The organism is Streptomyces gobitricini (assembly GCF_039532985.1).
GTDB lineage: Bacteria > Actinomycetota > Actinomycetes > Streptomycetales > Streptomycetaceae > Streptomyces > Streptomyces gobitricini.
Window position 1 is genome coordinate 175,108 of the sequence record NZ_BAAASR010000015.1, and the last position, 12,547, is coordinate 187,654.

The following is a 12,547-nucleotide window of genomic DNA, read 5'->3' on the forward strand; positions in this document are numbered from 1 at the left end:
GGAGTGTGGTGAGTGGCTCATGATCGGGCACGTGAAGGGGATGCCGGACGTATCAGCACCCGTGATCAAACTGGTGCGGCGGACCACCGAACCCGTCGCTGCGCAGACGCTGCGTTCCACGGCCGCCGCCGTCATCTCCTTCGTCGTCGCCCTGATGGTCCTGCCCGCGCAGCCCGCCCCCCTGACGGCCCCGCTGACCGCGCTCCTGGTCGTCCAGGTCACGCTCTACGCGACGCTGACCACCGGGATCCGGCGCGTCAACTCGGTCGTGGTCGGGGTCCTCATCGCCATCGGATTCACCGCCCTGGTGGGGCTGACCTGGTGGAGCCTCGGTCTGACGATCTTCACTTCGCTGATCATCGGCCGGTTCGTGCGGGTGAACGAGTTCGTCCCCGAGGTGGCGATCAGCGCGATGCTCGTCCTCGGCGTGTCCCAGGCCACGTCGGCGGCCTGGCACCGGGTGCTGGAGACGCTGATCGGCGCCGGTGTGGGGCTGCTGTTCAATCTGCTCTTCGCGCCACCGGTGTGGACGCAGTCGGCCGGCGCGTCGATCGACGGACTGGCGCGCGGGATGGGCCGGATGTTCCGCAGCATGGGCATGGAGGTCGCCGAGGGCCACATCCCGTTCCCGCACGCGGCCGCCCGGCTGCACGAGGCGCGGCGCCTGGACCACGACATCGTGGAGGTCGACGCGTCGCTGCGGCAGGCGGAGGAGAGCCTGCGGATGAACCCGCGCGTACGGGAGGGGCTGCTGTCCCGGGTGGTGCTGCGGACGGGGCTGGACACCCTGGAGATCTGCGCGGTGGTGCTCCGGGTGCTGACCCGGAGTATGACCGACCTGGCGAAGTTCCGTACCGAGGAGTCGCTGTTCCCGGCGGATGTGTCGGCCTGTCTCAAGGAGCTGTTCGAGCAGATGGCCGACGCCATCGAGAGCTTCGCCCTTCTGATCACCACTCAGGTGGCCGCCAACGCCGAGGAGGCCGAGGAGCGGCTGGCCGCCGCCCTGGCCGCGAGCCGGGTCGCCCGCGACCGGGTCGCCGACATGCTGCTGGAGGACGTGCAGGAACATCCCAGGCAGTGGCAGCTGCACGGTGCGCTGCTCGCCGAGATCGACCGGATCCTCGACGAGCTGGACCTCGACAAGCGCAGCGAGCGCCTCATGCAGGAGCTGGACCGGCGCTCGGCGGAGCTGAGCGAGCGCTACCCGCGGCTGGCGGCGATGCGCCGTCGGCTGCGCGGCGAGGGCAGGGCCGAGCGGAGGCCGGGCGTGGAGACCTGAGCCGCGTACGTCTCCGTATAAGCATCGGGCGCCGGGGGCGTGGAACACGTGCGAGTGTCCGTCGACCGATGAAGGAGGCCCACGTGTCGGAGAGCCTGGAGCCCGTGTACGACCGGATCAGGGAGGAGGTCGCCGCGCGGGCCGAGCGGCTGTGGGACGTGAGCCTCACGCTGCACCGAGCGCCGGAGACGGCGTTCGAGGAGCGGGAGGCGGCACGGCTGCTGAGCGGCGAGCTCGAACGGGAGGGGTTCGGCGTGGAGCGGGGGGTGGCGGGTCTGCCCACCGCGTTCACCGGCAGGACCGGGAGCGGTGACGGGCCGTGTGTGGCGTTGCTGATGGAGTACGACGCGCTGCCGCTGCTGGGGCACGCGTGCGGTCACAACCTGATCGCCGCGGCCGGCCTGGGCGCGGCGCTCGCGGTGCGCGGCGCGCTCGGCGGGGTGCCGGGCTCGCTCGTGGCGGTCGGAACGCCCGCGGAGGAGCGCGGGGGCGGCAAGGTCGTGGCGGTGGAGGCGGGCCTGTTCGACGGGGTGGACGCGGCGCTGATGTTCCACCCGGGCGTCTACAGCTGGGCTCGGGCCCCGCTGACGGCCAGCGCGCAGCTCCGGGTGGCGTTCCACGGACGGGCCGCGCATCCGACCGGCAACCCCACGGAGGGCGTCGACGCCCTCGGCGCGCTGATCCAGCTGTTCAACACCCTGGGCGTGCTGGACCGGCGGCTGCCGACCGGGTCGCACGTCCAGGGCATCGTCACGGACGGCGGGCATGCGACCAACATCGTCCCGGAGTACGCCGAGGGCCTGTTCGGCCTGCGCGGGGCGACCACGTCCGCACTGGAGGAGCTGGTGGAGGAGGTGCGCTCCTGCGCGCAGGGCGTGGCGCTGGCCACCCGCACGCGGGTGGAGGTGACCGGTGTGGGCGGGCGGTACGAGCACTTCCGCGACAACGACGTGCTGTCGGGGCTGTTCGCCCACCACGCGGACCGGGCGGGCATCGGCCTCTCGGAGCCCGTGCCCGGCGTGTACCTGGGGTCGTCCGACATCGGCAATGTGAGCACGAGGGTGCCGGCGATCCACCCGTTCGTCGCCATCATGGGTCCGGAGGCGTCCGACCACACGCCCGAGTTCGCCGAGGCGGCGGCCGGGCCGCGCGGGCGGCAGGTGATGCTGGCCGCGGCGGAGGCACTGGGCTGCACCGCCGCCGATGTGCTGCTCCGCACCGAGGTGCCCGGGAAGGCCTGGGCCTGTCTGCGCGAGAAGGCCGCCTCGGGTCTGTGAGGCCCGCCCGGGAGCTCACCCCGCCCGCGTCCCGGTCAGTCCTCCACGCTCACCCGCACCGTCTTCACCTCCGTGTCGGCGGCGTCCGGGACGACCATGCCGGCGTCGACGCCGCTGCGCAGGTAGTGCAGCACCTCGGAGTTGAGCCTCTCGCCGGGGAGGGCGGCCGGGATGCCGGGCGGGTACGGGGTCAGCATCTCGGCGGTGACGCGGCCGGCGGCCTTCTCCCACGGCACCTGTTCGACGCGTCCGAAGAACGCGTCGCGCGGCAGCATGACCTGTTCCAGGCGGAGGCCGGCCGGGTCGGGGACCTCCACCCGTGGAGCGGGGCGCAGCTCGTCCGCGTGGTCGGCGACGTCGCGGAGCGCGGTGAGCAGGGCGTGGGCGCTGCGTTCGTCGTCGGCGTGGGTGAGCTGGGCGCTGCTGCGGCGGTGGTCGGACAGGTGCAGGTTGACGCGGTGGTGCTCGCGGATCCAGTCGGCGACCCGGTAGCCGGTGGTGCCGAGGCCGGTGATGTCGATGATGACCTGGAGCGGGTCGAGGTCGGCCGCGCGGCCGGGTCCGCAGAAGTCGTCCCGCCCGTGCACGTGCAGGCCGTCGATTTCGGCGACCCGCGCTCGTACGGTCTTGGCGAGGGCGAGCGCGTCGTCGTAGAGGGCGTGGCCGTGCTGGACCATCTGGCGGCGCCAGCCGTCGAGGGCGGCGTACACGAGGGCGGAGGGGCTGGTGGTGCCCAGCAGGTCCTCGCGGTTCTTGAGGACCTCCGGTTCGATCAGGTCGCCCTGGAGGTGGAAGACGGAGCCCTGTTCCAGGCCGGACCCCATTTTGTGGACGGAGGTGACGCAGACGTCGGCTCCGGCGTCCATGGCCCAGGTGGGCAGCTCCGGGTGGAACGGCAGGTGGGCGCCCCACGCCTCATCGACGATGAGTGGCACGCCGTGTTCGTGACACGCCTCGGCGATGGCGGGCAGGTCCGAGCAGGTGCCGTACGGAGTCGGGGTGGTCACCAGGGCGCCCCGTGCGTCGGGGTGCTCGGCGAAGGCCGCGCGGAAGGCGTCGGCGGACGGCGGGTGGGCCAGGTGGCGCTCGGCGTCCCACTGGGGGTCCACCCAGACGGGCACGATCCCGGCGAGGACGAGGCCGGACACCACCGACTTGTGGGCGTCGCGTCCGACGAGCAGCTTCTCGTGCGGTCCGGCGACGGACAGCATGGCGGCCTTGACCGACAGGGAGCTGCCGCAGGTCGAGAAGAAGGTGTGCTCGGCCCCCACGGCATCGGCCATCAGCTCCTGAGCCCTGGCGAGAACGCCGTGGGAGGAGGTCCGGTCGTCCAGCCCGCTGGTGGCGAGGACGTCGGAGCGGAAGACGGCGTCGCCGAGGACGGCGCGGACGCGCGGGTCGGCGCCCCGGCCCTGCTTGTGGCCGGGCGGGGTGAAGGGCGTCTGGTTCTCGGAGTGGTACGCGGCGAGCGCGTCGAGCACGGGTGCCTGTGAGTGGTCCATGCCACCCCGGTGCCCCACGAACCGGACCGAAAACGGGACAAAAACAGGGCGTCCATGGACGCGCCGGGGCCGCCGGGCTCCGGTCCGCCCGGTCAGGGGCGGGGGCGGACGCGCTGCCAGCGCGGGCGGGCGTCGGCGCCCCGGCGGCCCGCGACGGAGGCGCAGCGCGGGCAGACGCGCCGGACTCCGTCGGCGGCGCCCCCTGACTCGGGCAGCGCGTCCTCCCAGGGGACGTGCGGGAACCGGTCGAGCCGGGACCTGCTGAGGGAGAGCCCGCAGACGGTCTGGTTCAGGCCGGGTTCCCACGCGTGGACCTCCCCGGCGGGCAGTCGGCGGCGCCCCTCCTCCTCGTCCGTCCACCGGCCGGAGGCGGCGATCGCGTAACGCTTCCTCGGCGGCACGGGGATCACCCGGAGGCGTTGTCGACGCGCATGCGCACCTGCTCCTCCAGACGCTGGAGGCTCCGGTCGAGGGCGTCGTTCACCGGCTTCCCGCCCGGGTCGTGGCTCTCGTCGAAGAACGACAGGTGCACGGTCACCTCGCTGGCCCCGCTGCCGATGCCGGCGACCTGGAGCCATCCGGCGTAGCTGCCCTGCTCCCTGGTGCCCCACTCCAGGCGCATCTGGTCCTTCTGGGCACGCAGCAGGGCGGAGGTGTCCTCGTCGGTGCGGTCCTCGTGGACGGTGACGGCCGGAAGCCGCCCGGGATGCACGTGCAGGGCCTCGGGCAGCCAGTTGTCGAGCTGGTCGACGTTGGCGGCCTGGTCGAAGACGTGCTCGGGCAGCGCCGGCATGGTGCGGGAACGTTCGTACTCGGTCATCGCTCCACCGTTCCTAGTTCGTCGGCTCGGGGTTGTCCGTGTGACGAGTGCCCTGCCCGTCCGGGCTGAAGCCGGGACGGGCAGTGGGGGAAACGTGAAGGGCAGGAAGAAGCCCCGGCTGGACGGGGGAACCAGCCGGGGCAGTGTGCGGCGGTCGTGGGGGCGCCCTCACAACCGACTGTATGAACGATAAACCATTGTCCGGTGTCCGCTCCAATCGGACGCCGCCCACCCGTCCACCGTCACGGGAAGGCTCACGGTCAGGGCGCGGCGCGCACGGTGGCGGCGGCCGGTCCGCCCGGGGCCTCGTCCTGGGCGGCCTGCGCGGACAGCGGGGTCGCGATGTCCTCCAGCGACCGGCCTTCCGCGGCGACGGCGAAGAACACCGCCACCAGACCACCCGCCACCATCAGCGTGGCACCGATGCAGAAGGCCAGGACGGTGTCCGCGACCACACCGCTCCCGGTGAGCCCCGCGAAGATCAGCGGGCCGGAGATGCCGCCGGCGGCCGTGCCGACGGCGTAGAAGAACGCGATGGCCATCGCGCGGGTCTCCATGGGGAAGATCTCACTCACCGTGAGGTACGCGGAGCTGGCGCCGGCGGACGCGAAGAAGAGGACCACGCACCAGCTCATGGTCATGGTGGTGGCGGTCAGCCAGCCGTTGGAGAACATCCACGCCGTCACGTAGAGCAGCACGCCCGAGAGGATGTACGTACCGGCGATCATCGGGCGACGGCCCCAGGTGTCGAACAGCCGGCCGAGCAGCAGCGGGCCCATGAAGTTGCCGAACGCGATGACCGCGAAGAAGTACCCGGTCGAGCCGGTGCCGACGTCGTAGAACGTCACCAGGATCGCCCCGAACCCGAACGTGATGGCATTGTAGAGGAAGGCCTGCCCGATGAAGAGGGCCAGACCCAGCACCGCCCGCCGCGGGTAGGCGCGGAAGAGCGTCCGGGCGATCTGTACGAAACCGACGCTGTGCCGCTGCTTGATCGTGATCGCCCCGGCCGGTTCCGGCAGCGGCCGGCCCCTCTCCGCCTCCACCTGCCGCTCGACGTCCGCCACCAGCCGCTCGGCGCCCTCCTCGCGGCCGTGGATGAACATCCAGCGGGGGCTCTCGGGCACATGACGGCGGACGAGCAGGATGACCAGGCCCAGGACGACGCCGAGGCCGAAGGAGACCCGCCAGCCGATGTCCTTGGGGAGGATGTCCGTGTCGAGGGCGAGGACCGACAGCAGGGCGCCGCCCATGGCGCCGAGCCAGAAGCTGCCGTTGATGATCAGGTCCACCCGGCCGCGGTACTTGCTGGGGATCAGCTCGTCGATGGCCGAGTTGATGGCGGCGTACTCACCGCCGATGCCGAAGCCGGTCAGGAAGCGGAAGACGAAGAACCACCAGGCGGAGAAGGACAGCGCCGTCAGCGCGGTCGCGGCGAGGTAGACCGCCAGTGTGATCAGGAACAGCTTTTTGCGGCCGAAGCGGTCCGTGAGCCAGCCGAAGAACAGCGCGCCCGAGCACGCGCCCGCCACGTACAGCGCGGCGGCGACACCGGTGACCTGGGCGGAGCTGACGGCCAGTCCGCTGCCCTCCTCGGAGAGCCGGCCGGCCATGCTGCCGACGATGGTGACTTCCAGCCCGTCGAGGATCCAGACGGTGCCGAGCCCGATGACGATCATCCAGTGCCAGCGCGACCACGGCAGTCTGTCCAGTCGCGCCGGCACCTGGGTCGTCAGGGTCCCGTTCGACGCGTGCCCGAGTTCCGGCTCCCTCATGGTCACCTCCGAGGCGTAAACAGGGCGAGCGGGTACCCCATGTCCGAATCGGTGAAACGGCACCGTCCGCGGGTACCCGCCGGCCCATGGACACCGTGAAGCCGCTGGCGGTGGTGACCGGTGCTTCGAGCGGCATCGGACTCGCGCTGGCCAGAGAGTTCGCCGGCCACGGGTTCGACCTCGTGGTCTGCGCCGAGGACGCGGCGGTGGCGGCCGCCGCGGACGAGCTGCGCGGCCGTGGGGCCGACGTCGTCGCCGTACGGGCCGACCTCGCCGTGTACGACGGGGTGGAACAGCTGTACGCCGCGGTGCTCGCCACGCGCCGCCCGGTCGCCGCCGCCGTACTGAACGCCGGGGTGGGCGAAGGCGGGGCCTTCACCGACGTGGACCTGGCGGCCCACGCCCGGATCATCGACCTCAACATCAGTTCGACGGTGCATCTCGCGCACCGCCTGCTGCCCGGCATGATCGCGGAGGGGGCCGGCCGGCTGGTGGTCACCTCCTCGGTGGCCTCGATGGCTCCGGGGCCGTTCCAGTCCGTTTACAACGCCTCGAAGTCGTTCCTGCAGTCCTTCGCCCAGGCGCTGCGGGAGGAACTGCGGGGTACCGGGGTGACGGTGACGGCGCTGATGCCGGGCCCCACGCGGACCGCCTTCTTCCACCGCGCCGGGTTGGCGGACACCCCGCTGGGGCGCATGGCGAAGGACGACCCGGCCCTGGTCGCCAGGCACGCGTACACGGCCCTCGCACACGGTCGCGGCCGGGCGATCACCGGCTCGGCGAGGACCAAGGCCCTGGGCGCGGCCACCAGGGTGCTGCCCGACCCCCTCAAGGCCCTCGGCCAGCGGTTCCTGTCCCGGCCCCGCGCGCGGCGCTGACGGCGGCACGTCACCGCCGGGCACGGGTCGGCGCGCGGACGGCAGGCACGGGTCGGCCCGTCGTCACCGGGCACGGGCGGGCGCACGGGACGCCGGGCGCCGGTCGGCGGGGGCGGGGGGGCGCGGTCCGCGGGGCGCCACGGACCGGCGTCCGCTAGCGCCCCAGCACCCGCGGGTTGGCGCAGTGCGCGAGCGGTTCGCCGCGCAGGAAGCGGGCGGCCTCGGCCGCGACGATACGGGCCGCCTTATGGGCCACCTCCCGGCTGGCTCCCGCGATGTGCGGGGTGAGGACGACCCCCGGGGTGGACAGCAGCCGGGCGCCGGCCGGGACCGGCTCGGCGGGGAACACGTCGAAGCCGGCGCCCGCGAGGTGCCCCGAGTCCAGGGCGTCGCACACGGCCTCGTAGTCGACGAGGGCTCCGCGCGCGCAGTTGACGAGCACCGAGCCGGGCGGCATCGACGCGATCCGGTCGGCCCCGATCATGCCTGTGGTCTCCTCGGTCACGCGCGCGTGCAGCGAGACGATCCGGGACCGGCCCAACAGCTCCTCCAGCGGGACGAGCCGGGCGACGCCCTCCACCGCCTCGGGCTTCACATACGGGTCGTGGACCAGGACCTCGGCTCCCATGGCGGCCAGGACGCGGGCCACGCGCGACCCGATCGCACCGAAACCGACCAGGCCGACGACCGAGCCGTCGATCTCGATGCCGCAGTTGTCGTAGTCGTAGTAGTCACCGCGCCAGACGGCTTGCCTGAGGTCGGTGTGGACATCGCCGATGCCGCGGGCGGCGGCGAGGATGAGGGCGAGGGTGTGCTCGGCGGTGGCGACGGCGTTGCGGCCGGGGGCGTAGCAGACGGCGACGCCGTGTCGGGTCGCCGCGTCCAGGTTGGCGTTGACCGGGCCGCCCCGGCTGACGCAGAACAGCTCCAGGCCGGGGCAGGCGTTCAGGATCCGCTCGGTGAGCGGGGCCATCTGGGTGAGGCAGACCCGAACGCCGCTGAGCGCCTCGATGAGCTCGTCCTCGGTGCCGGACGCCTCGTCGACCTCGGCGACCGTGCCGAAGGGCGTGTGCGGCCAGGGCAGCCGGATCTCCCGTACGTCCAGGTCGGCGCCTTCCGGAAGGGCGGCACGCATTTCCTGGCGCAGCAGCCGGGGCAGGACGAAGTGGTCGCCGGCGGCGAGGACGGTGGTGGTCACGGTGGTGCTCCCGTTCAGTGGGCGGTGGTGGGGACGGCGGGTGCGTTGAGCCGCAGCAGGGACGCCTGCCCGCCGGCAAGCAGCCGCAGTTCGGTCAGGGCGCCGTTCTCCAGGGCGGGGAAGACCTGGCGGTAGCGGGCGAGCGGGATGCCGAGGAGCTCGCACAGCGCCAGGCGTACGAGGGTGGAGTGGGCGACGACGAGGACGCGGCCGTCGGGGAGTTCCCGCGCGGTCTCCTCCAGGCAGGCGACGGCGCGGTCGGCCGCCGCCACGGGGTCCTCGCCGCCCGGCAGGTGGTGGGCCACCGGGTCGGTCAGGAAGGCGGCCAGCTCGCCCGGGAACGCCTCGGCCATCTCCTCGCGGGTCAGCCCGTCGCCGCGCCCGAAGTCCACCTCGTACAGCCGCTCGTCGACGCGGGGGGTGAGTCCGAGCGCGGTCGCGGCGGGACCGGCGGTGAGGCGGGCGCGGGACAGGGGTGAGCAGAGGACGGCGTCCAGCCGCTGTCCGGCGGCCCAGGCACCGAGCCTGGCGGCCTGTTCGCGGCCGAGTTCGGTGAGCGGCACGTCGGTGCGGCCGGCGTAGCGGTTCTCCGCGTGCCATGCGGTCTCGCCGTGGCGTACCAGGATGAAGTCGGTCACTGCTCGGCCTTTCCGCGGGCGTGTGCCGCCACGGCCGGCTCCAGCCGGCCGAGTCGGGTCAGTTCGTCGACGAAATCGAGGTACACGGGGGTCAGCCGGGCCGTGCGGGAGAGGTCGGGGGCCAGCTCCTCGCGGACGCGCACCATCGTGGCCGCCGCCTCCTCCAGGGGGGCGCCCGAGGCGGTCGCGGCGAGCACCGCCATACCGGTGGCGCTCTCGGCGTGTTCGGGGAGGGTGACCGTGCGGCCGAGGACGTCGGCGCGCAGCTGCGACCAGTAGCGGTTGCGGGCACCGCCGCCGGTGAGGGTGAGCGGGCCGTCGACGGGTGCGCCGATGTGGTCGAGGTGGTCGAAGCAGAGGCGTTCGACGCAGGCCGTGCCGAGCAGCAGGGCGTGGAACTCCTCGGCGTCGCCCCGCACGTCACCGAGGACGAACGAGGTGGCGTCGGGGGCGCGGAACGGGAAGCGTTCACCGCCCGCGCCGGCCAGGGGGTAGGCGACGGCGGTGGAGCCGGTCGCGGCGGCCTCGGCGGTCAGCGCCTCAAGGTCGGCACCGGGGAAGCGCCGGGCGATGGCTCCGGCGCCGCTGCTGGACGCCCCGCCGGGCAGCCAGTTGCCGCCGGGCCCGCGGTGGCAGTAGACCACTCCCCCGGGGTCGCGTACGAGGTGGGGGCTTACGCCCTTGAGGACGAGGGTGGTGCCGAGGACCGAGTTCCAGGCGCCGGGCGTGAGCGCCCCGGCGCCGATCTGCGCGGCGCAGCCGTCGGTCATGCCCGCGACGATCGGTGTGCCGGCGGGAATGGCCGTGGCGGTGGCCGCGTCGGCGCACACGGTGCCGATGACGTTGCCCGGCCGGACCACGTCCGGCAGCAGCCCGGCCGGGACGCCGAGCCGGGCCAGTTCGGCGTCGGGCCAGCGTTCCTGGATCAGGTGGTAACCGGTCTTGAGGGCGTGGCTGGTGTCGCTGGCGACCTGGTGCCCGGCGAGCCGCCAGGTGATCAGATCGGCCTGGTGCAGCAGCCGGGCGTCCGGGAAGTCGGTGTTGTCCAGCAGCCACAGCAGCTTGGGCAGCGCCCAGGACGGCTGCATGGTGCGGTAGCCCAGCTCCCGCCACACCTCCTCGCCCGCCTTGTTGACGCGAGGCGTGTACGCCCGGGCGCGCCCGTCGTCGTACATCAGACCGGGTGTCAGGCGCCGGCCGCGCTCGTCGGCGAGGAGGACGGTGCCGGAGGTGGCGTCGACGGCCAGGCCCCGGACGCGGTCGGGCGCGATACCGGCGAGGGCCTCGCGGCAGGCTCCGGCGAGGGCGGACCACCACTGCTCGGGGTCCTGTTCGTGGCGTACGCCGTCGCGCCGGCCGGTGAGCGGGCGGGAGGCGGCGGCGAGCAGTCGGCCGGTGCCGTCGACGGCGACCGCCCGGGCGCTCTGCGTGCCGAGGTCGAGGCCGAGGTGGACGGCGTCCGGGGTCAGGGCGTCAGGCATGCGGTGCTTCCTGTACGTCGGTGGCGGCGGGCGACCAGCCCAGGGAGCGCGCGGCGGCGCGCCAGGTCAGGAACGACTCGTAGAGCCCGTCGTAGACGGCGCCGCGCTCGGGGTCGGGTTCCCAGCGGGACCGTATGCGGACGTATTTGGCGGCGGCAGCGCGCAGGTGGGGCTCGGCGCCGCTGAGGACGAGCCCGGTGAGGAACGCGCCCTTGGCGCCGAGTTCGGTGTCCGCGGCTCGGGCCGTCGGGACGCCGGTGACGTCGGCGATGAGGCGGCACCACGCGTCGCTGGCGGAACCGCCGCCGCACAGGCGCAGTTCGTGGACGCCGGTGCCGGACGCCCCCAGGCAGTCCCGGACGACGAGCGAGAGGCCCTCGAACACGGCGCGGGCGAGGTGGGCGGGCGTGTGGTCGAGGGACAGGCCCCAGAAGGTGCCGCGTGCGCGCGGGTCGAGGAAGGGGGCGCGTTCCCCGGCGGGCGAGAGGTAGGGCAGGAACGCCGGTCCGCCGCCCGGCGCGGGTCCGGCGCCGAACGCCAGCTCCGCGAGGGCGGCGGGCCCGTCGACGGCGAGGAGTCGGGACGCCCAGTCGAGGACTTCGGTGCCGGAGAGGGTGGGGAAGGCCCGCAGGAGGCGGTCCCGGCCGCCGTAGGCGATGTTGACGCCGCACGGCTCGCCGGAGGTGTCCACCCGGCGGGTGACGATCTCGGTGCACAGGGTGGTGCCGAGGATGGCGCAGGCCTGGCCGGGTTCGACGACACCGGCGCCCCGGGCGGTCGCGGCGATGTCGTACGGGGCCATGACGACGGGCAGGCCGGCCGGGAGGCCGAGTTCGCGCGCGGCGCGGTGGGTGATCCCGGCGACGCGCTCGTGCTCGCCGAGCACGTCGGGCAGGAGGTGGGCGTGCGGGCCGAACCCGAACAGGTCGATGACCGCCGGATCGTAGGCGCCGGTGGCGTGGTCGAGGAACGGGGCGGAGGCGTCGGACTCGTCGATGGCGGTCACGCCGGTGAGCTTCAGGAACAGCCAGCCGGCCGCCGTCAGTGCCTTGCGGGAGCGCCGCAGGCGTTCGGGGTCGTGCGCGGCGAGCCAGCTGATCACCGCGTTGGGCATGCCGCAGCAGGTGAGGGAGCCGTTGCGGCGGTAGGCCTCCTCCAGGACACCGTCGGCGGCCCAGCGGGTGAGCAGGTCGCCCGCGCGGCCGTCGGACCAGAGGACGGCGGGCCCGGTGGGGCGGCCGTGGGCGTCGACGAGCCAGCAGCCGTCGCCCTGGGCCGTGAAACTCACCAGCCACACGGGGTCGTGGCCGGGACCCAGTCGGGACAGGGCCCCCCGTACGGTGAGGACCACGGCGTCCCACACGGCTTCCATGTCCTGCTCCGCCCAGCCGGTCCGGGGGCGCAGCACTTCGGTGCCGATGCGGGACAGCGCTGTTTCCTGCCCCTGGTCGTCGAAGACGACCGCTTTGATGACGGACGTGCCGACGTCAATGGTGAGAACCGACATGACTGGAATACCTGCCCCTTCACTCGCGGACGCCAGGTAAACGTGCGGCTGGACCGAGCGTCAATCGGCCGCGCGATTATGACGTGGCCGAATGTGGCCGCCGTGTGAGACGGCGGCCCCGGGCCGCCCCGGCCGGGCGGCGGGACTCGGACGCCGTGTTAAGTTCACGTGATATTCGCACGAGGCGGCAAG

Annotated in this window: 11 protein-coding genes; 3 read left to right on the plus strand and 8 right to left on the minus strand. The window is 73.4% G+C overall.

Annotated features, from left to right (window positions below):
• Positions 1-40 precede the first annotated feature (40 nt).
• Entirely contained in the window at positions 41-1,279 is a 1,239-nt protein-coding gene (locus ABD347_RS13345; RefSeq protein WP_344360869.1) for an FUSC family protein, read from the plus strand.
• Between the two features lie 68 nt (positions 1,280-1,347).
• On the plus strand, positions 1,348-2,556 hold the full coding sequence (locus ABD347_RS13350; RefSeq protein WP_344360461.1) for an amidohydrolase: 1,209 nt from the start codon (positions 1,348-1,350) through the stop codon (positions 2,554-2,556).
• Between the two features lie 35 nt (positions 2,557-2,591).
• Here the strand turns inward: ABD347_RS13350 and ABD347_RS13355 are convergent, their stop codons facing one another.
• The 4 genes from ABD347_RS13355 to ABD347_RS13370 all read right to left on the minus strand — a co-directional run bounded on the left by ABD347_RS13355 (position 2,592) and on the right by ABD347_RS13370 (position 6,653).
• The gene (locus ABD347_RS13355; RefSeq protein WP_344360463.1) at positions 2,592-4,058 is read right to left on the minus strand and encodes an aminotransferase class I/II-fold pyridoxal phosphate-dependent enzyme; all 1,467 of its coding nucleotides are present in this window, start codon (positions 4,056-4,058) and stop codon (positions 2,592-2,594) included.
• 92 nt (positions 4,059-4,150) lie between these two features.
• Positions 4,151-4,459 carry a hypothetical protein gene (locus ABD347_RS13360; RefSeq protein ID WP_344360464.1) on the minus strand — a complete coding sequence of 103 codons (309 nt, stop codon included), beginning with the start codon at positions 4,457-4,459 and terminating at the stop codon, positions 4,151-4,153.
• Positions 4,460-4,464: 5 nt separating this feature from the next.
• Positions 4,465-4,878: an SRPBCC family protein gene (locus ABD347_RS13365; protein WP_344360466.1), complete on the minus strand. Its 414-nt coding sequence runs from the start codon at positions 4,876-4,878 to the stop codon at positions 4,465-4,467.
• A gap of 260 nt (positions 4,879-5,138) precedes the next feature.
• Positions 5,139-6,653 carry an MFS transporter gene (locus tag ABD347_RS13370; protein WP_344360468.1) on the minus strand — a complete coding sequence of 505 codons (1,515 nt, stop codon included), beginning with the start codon at positions 6,651-6,653 and terminating at the stop codon, positions 5,139-5,141.
• Between the two features lie 86 nt (positions 6,654-6,739).
• Between ABD347_RS13370 and ABD347_RS13375 the strand changes: the two genes are divergently transcribed.
• The gene (locus ABD347_RS13375; protein ID WP_344360470.1) at positions 6,740-7,531 is read left to right on the plus strand and encodes an SDR family NAD(P)-dependent oxidoreductase; all 792 of its coding nucleotides are present in this window, start codon (positions 6,740-6,742) and stop codon (positions 7,529-7,531) included.
• A 154-nt stretch (positions 7,532-7,685) separates the two neighbouring features.
• Here ABD347_RS13375 and ABD347_RS13380 read toward each other — a convergent pair whose 3' ends face one another.
• From ABD347_RS13380 to ABD347_RS13395, 4 genes are read right to left on the minus strand one after another with little or no spacing between them, the layout of a single operon-like run.
• Positions 7,686-8,729 carry a 2-hydroxyacid dehydrogenase gene (locus ABD347_RS13380; RefSeq protein ID WP_344360472.1) on the minus strand — a complete coding sequence of 348 codons (1,044 nt, stop codon included), beginning with the start codon at positions 8,727-8,729 and terminating at the stop codon, positions 7,686-7,688.
• 14 nt (positions 8,730-8,743) lie between these two features.
• Entirely contained in the window at positions 8,744-9,367 is a 624-nt protein-coding gene (locus ABD347_RS13385; RefSeq protein ID WP_344360474.1) for a histidine phosphatase family protein, read from the minus strand.
• Positions 9,364-10,848 carry an FGGY-family carbohydrate kinase gene (locus ABD347_RS13390; protein WP_344360476.1) on the minus strand — a complete coding sequence of 495 codons (1,485 nt, stop codon included), beginning with the start codon at positions 10,846-10,848 and terminating at the stop codon, positions 9,364-9,366. Before ABD347_RS13390 ends, ABD347_RS13385 begins: the two co-directional genes overlap by 4 nt.
• A complete protein-coding gene (locus ABD347_RS13395) occupies positions 10,841-12,355 on the minus strand; it encodes an FGGY family carbohydrate kinase (RefSeq protein ID WP_344360478.1) in 1,515 nt (504 codons plus the stop codon). Before ABD347_RS13395 ends, ABD347_RS13390 begins: the two co-directional genes overlap by 8 nt.
• Positions 12,356-12,547: the final 192 nt, after the last annotated feature.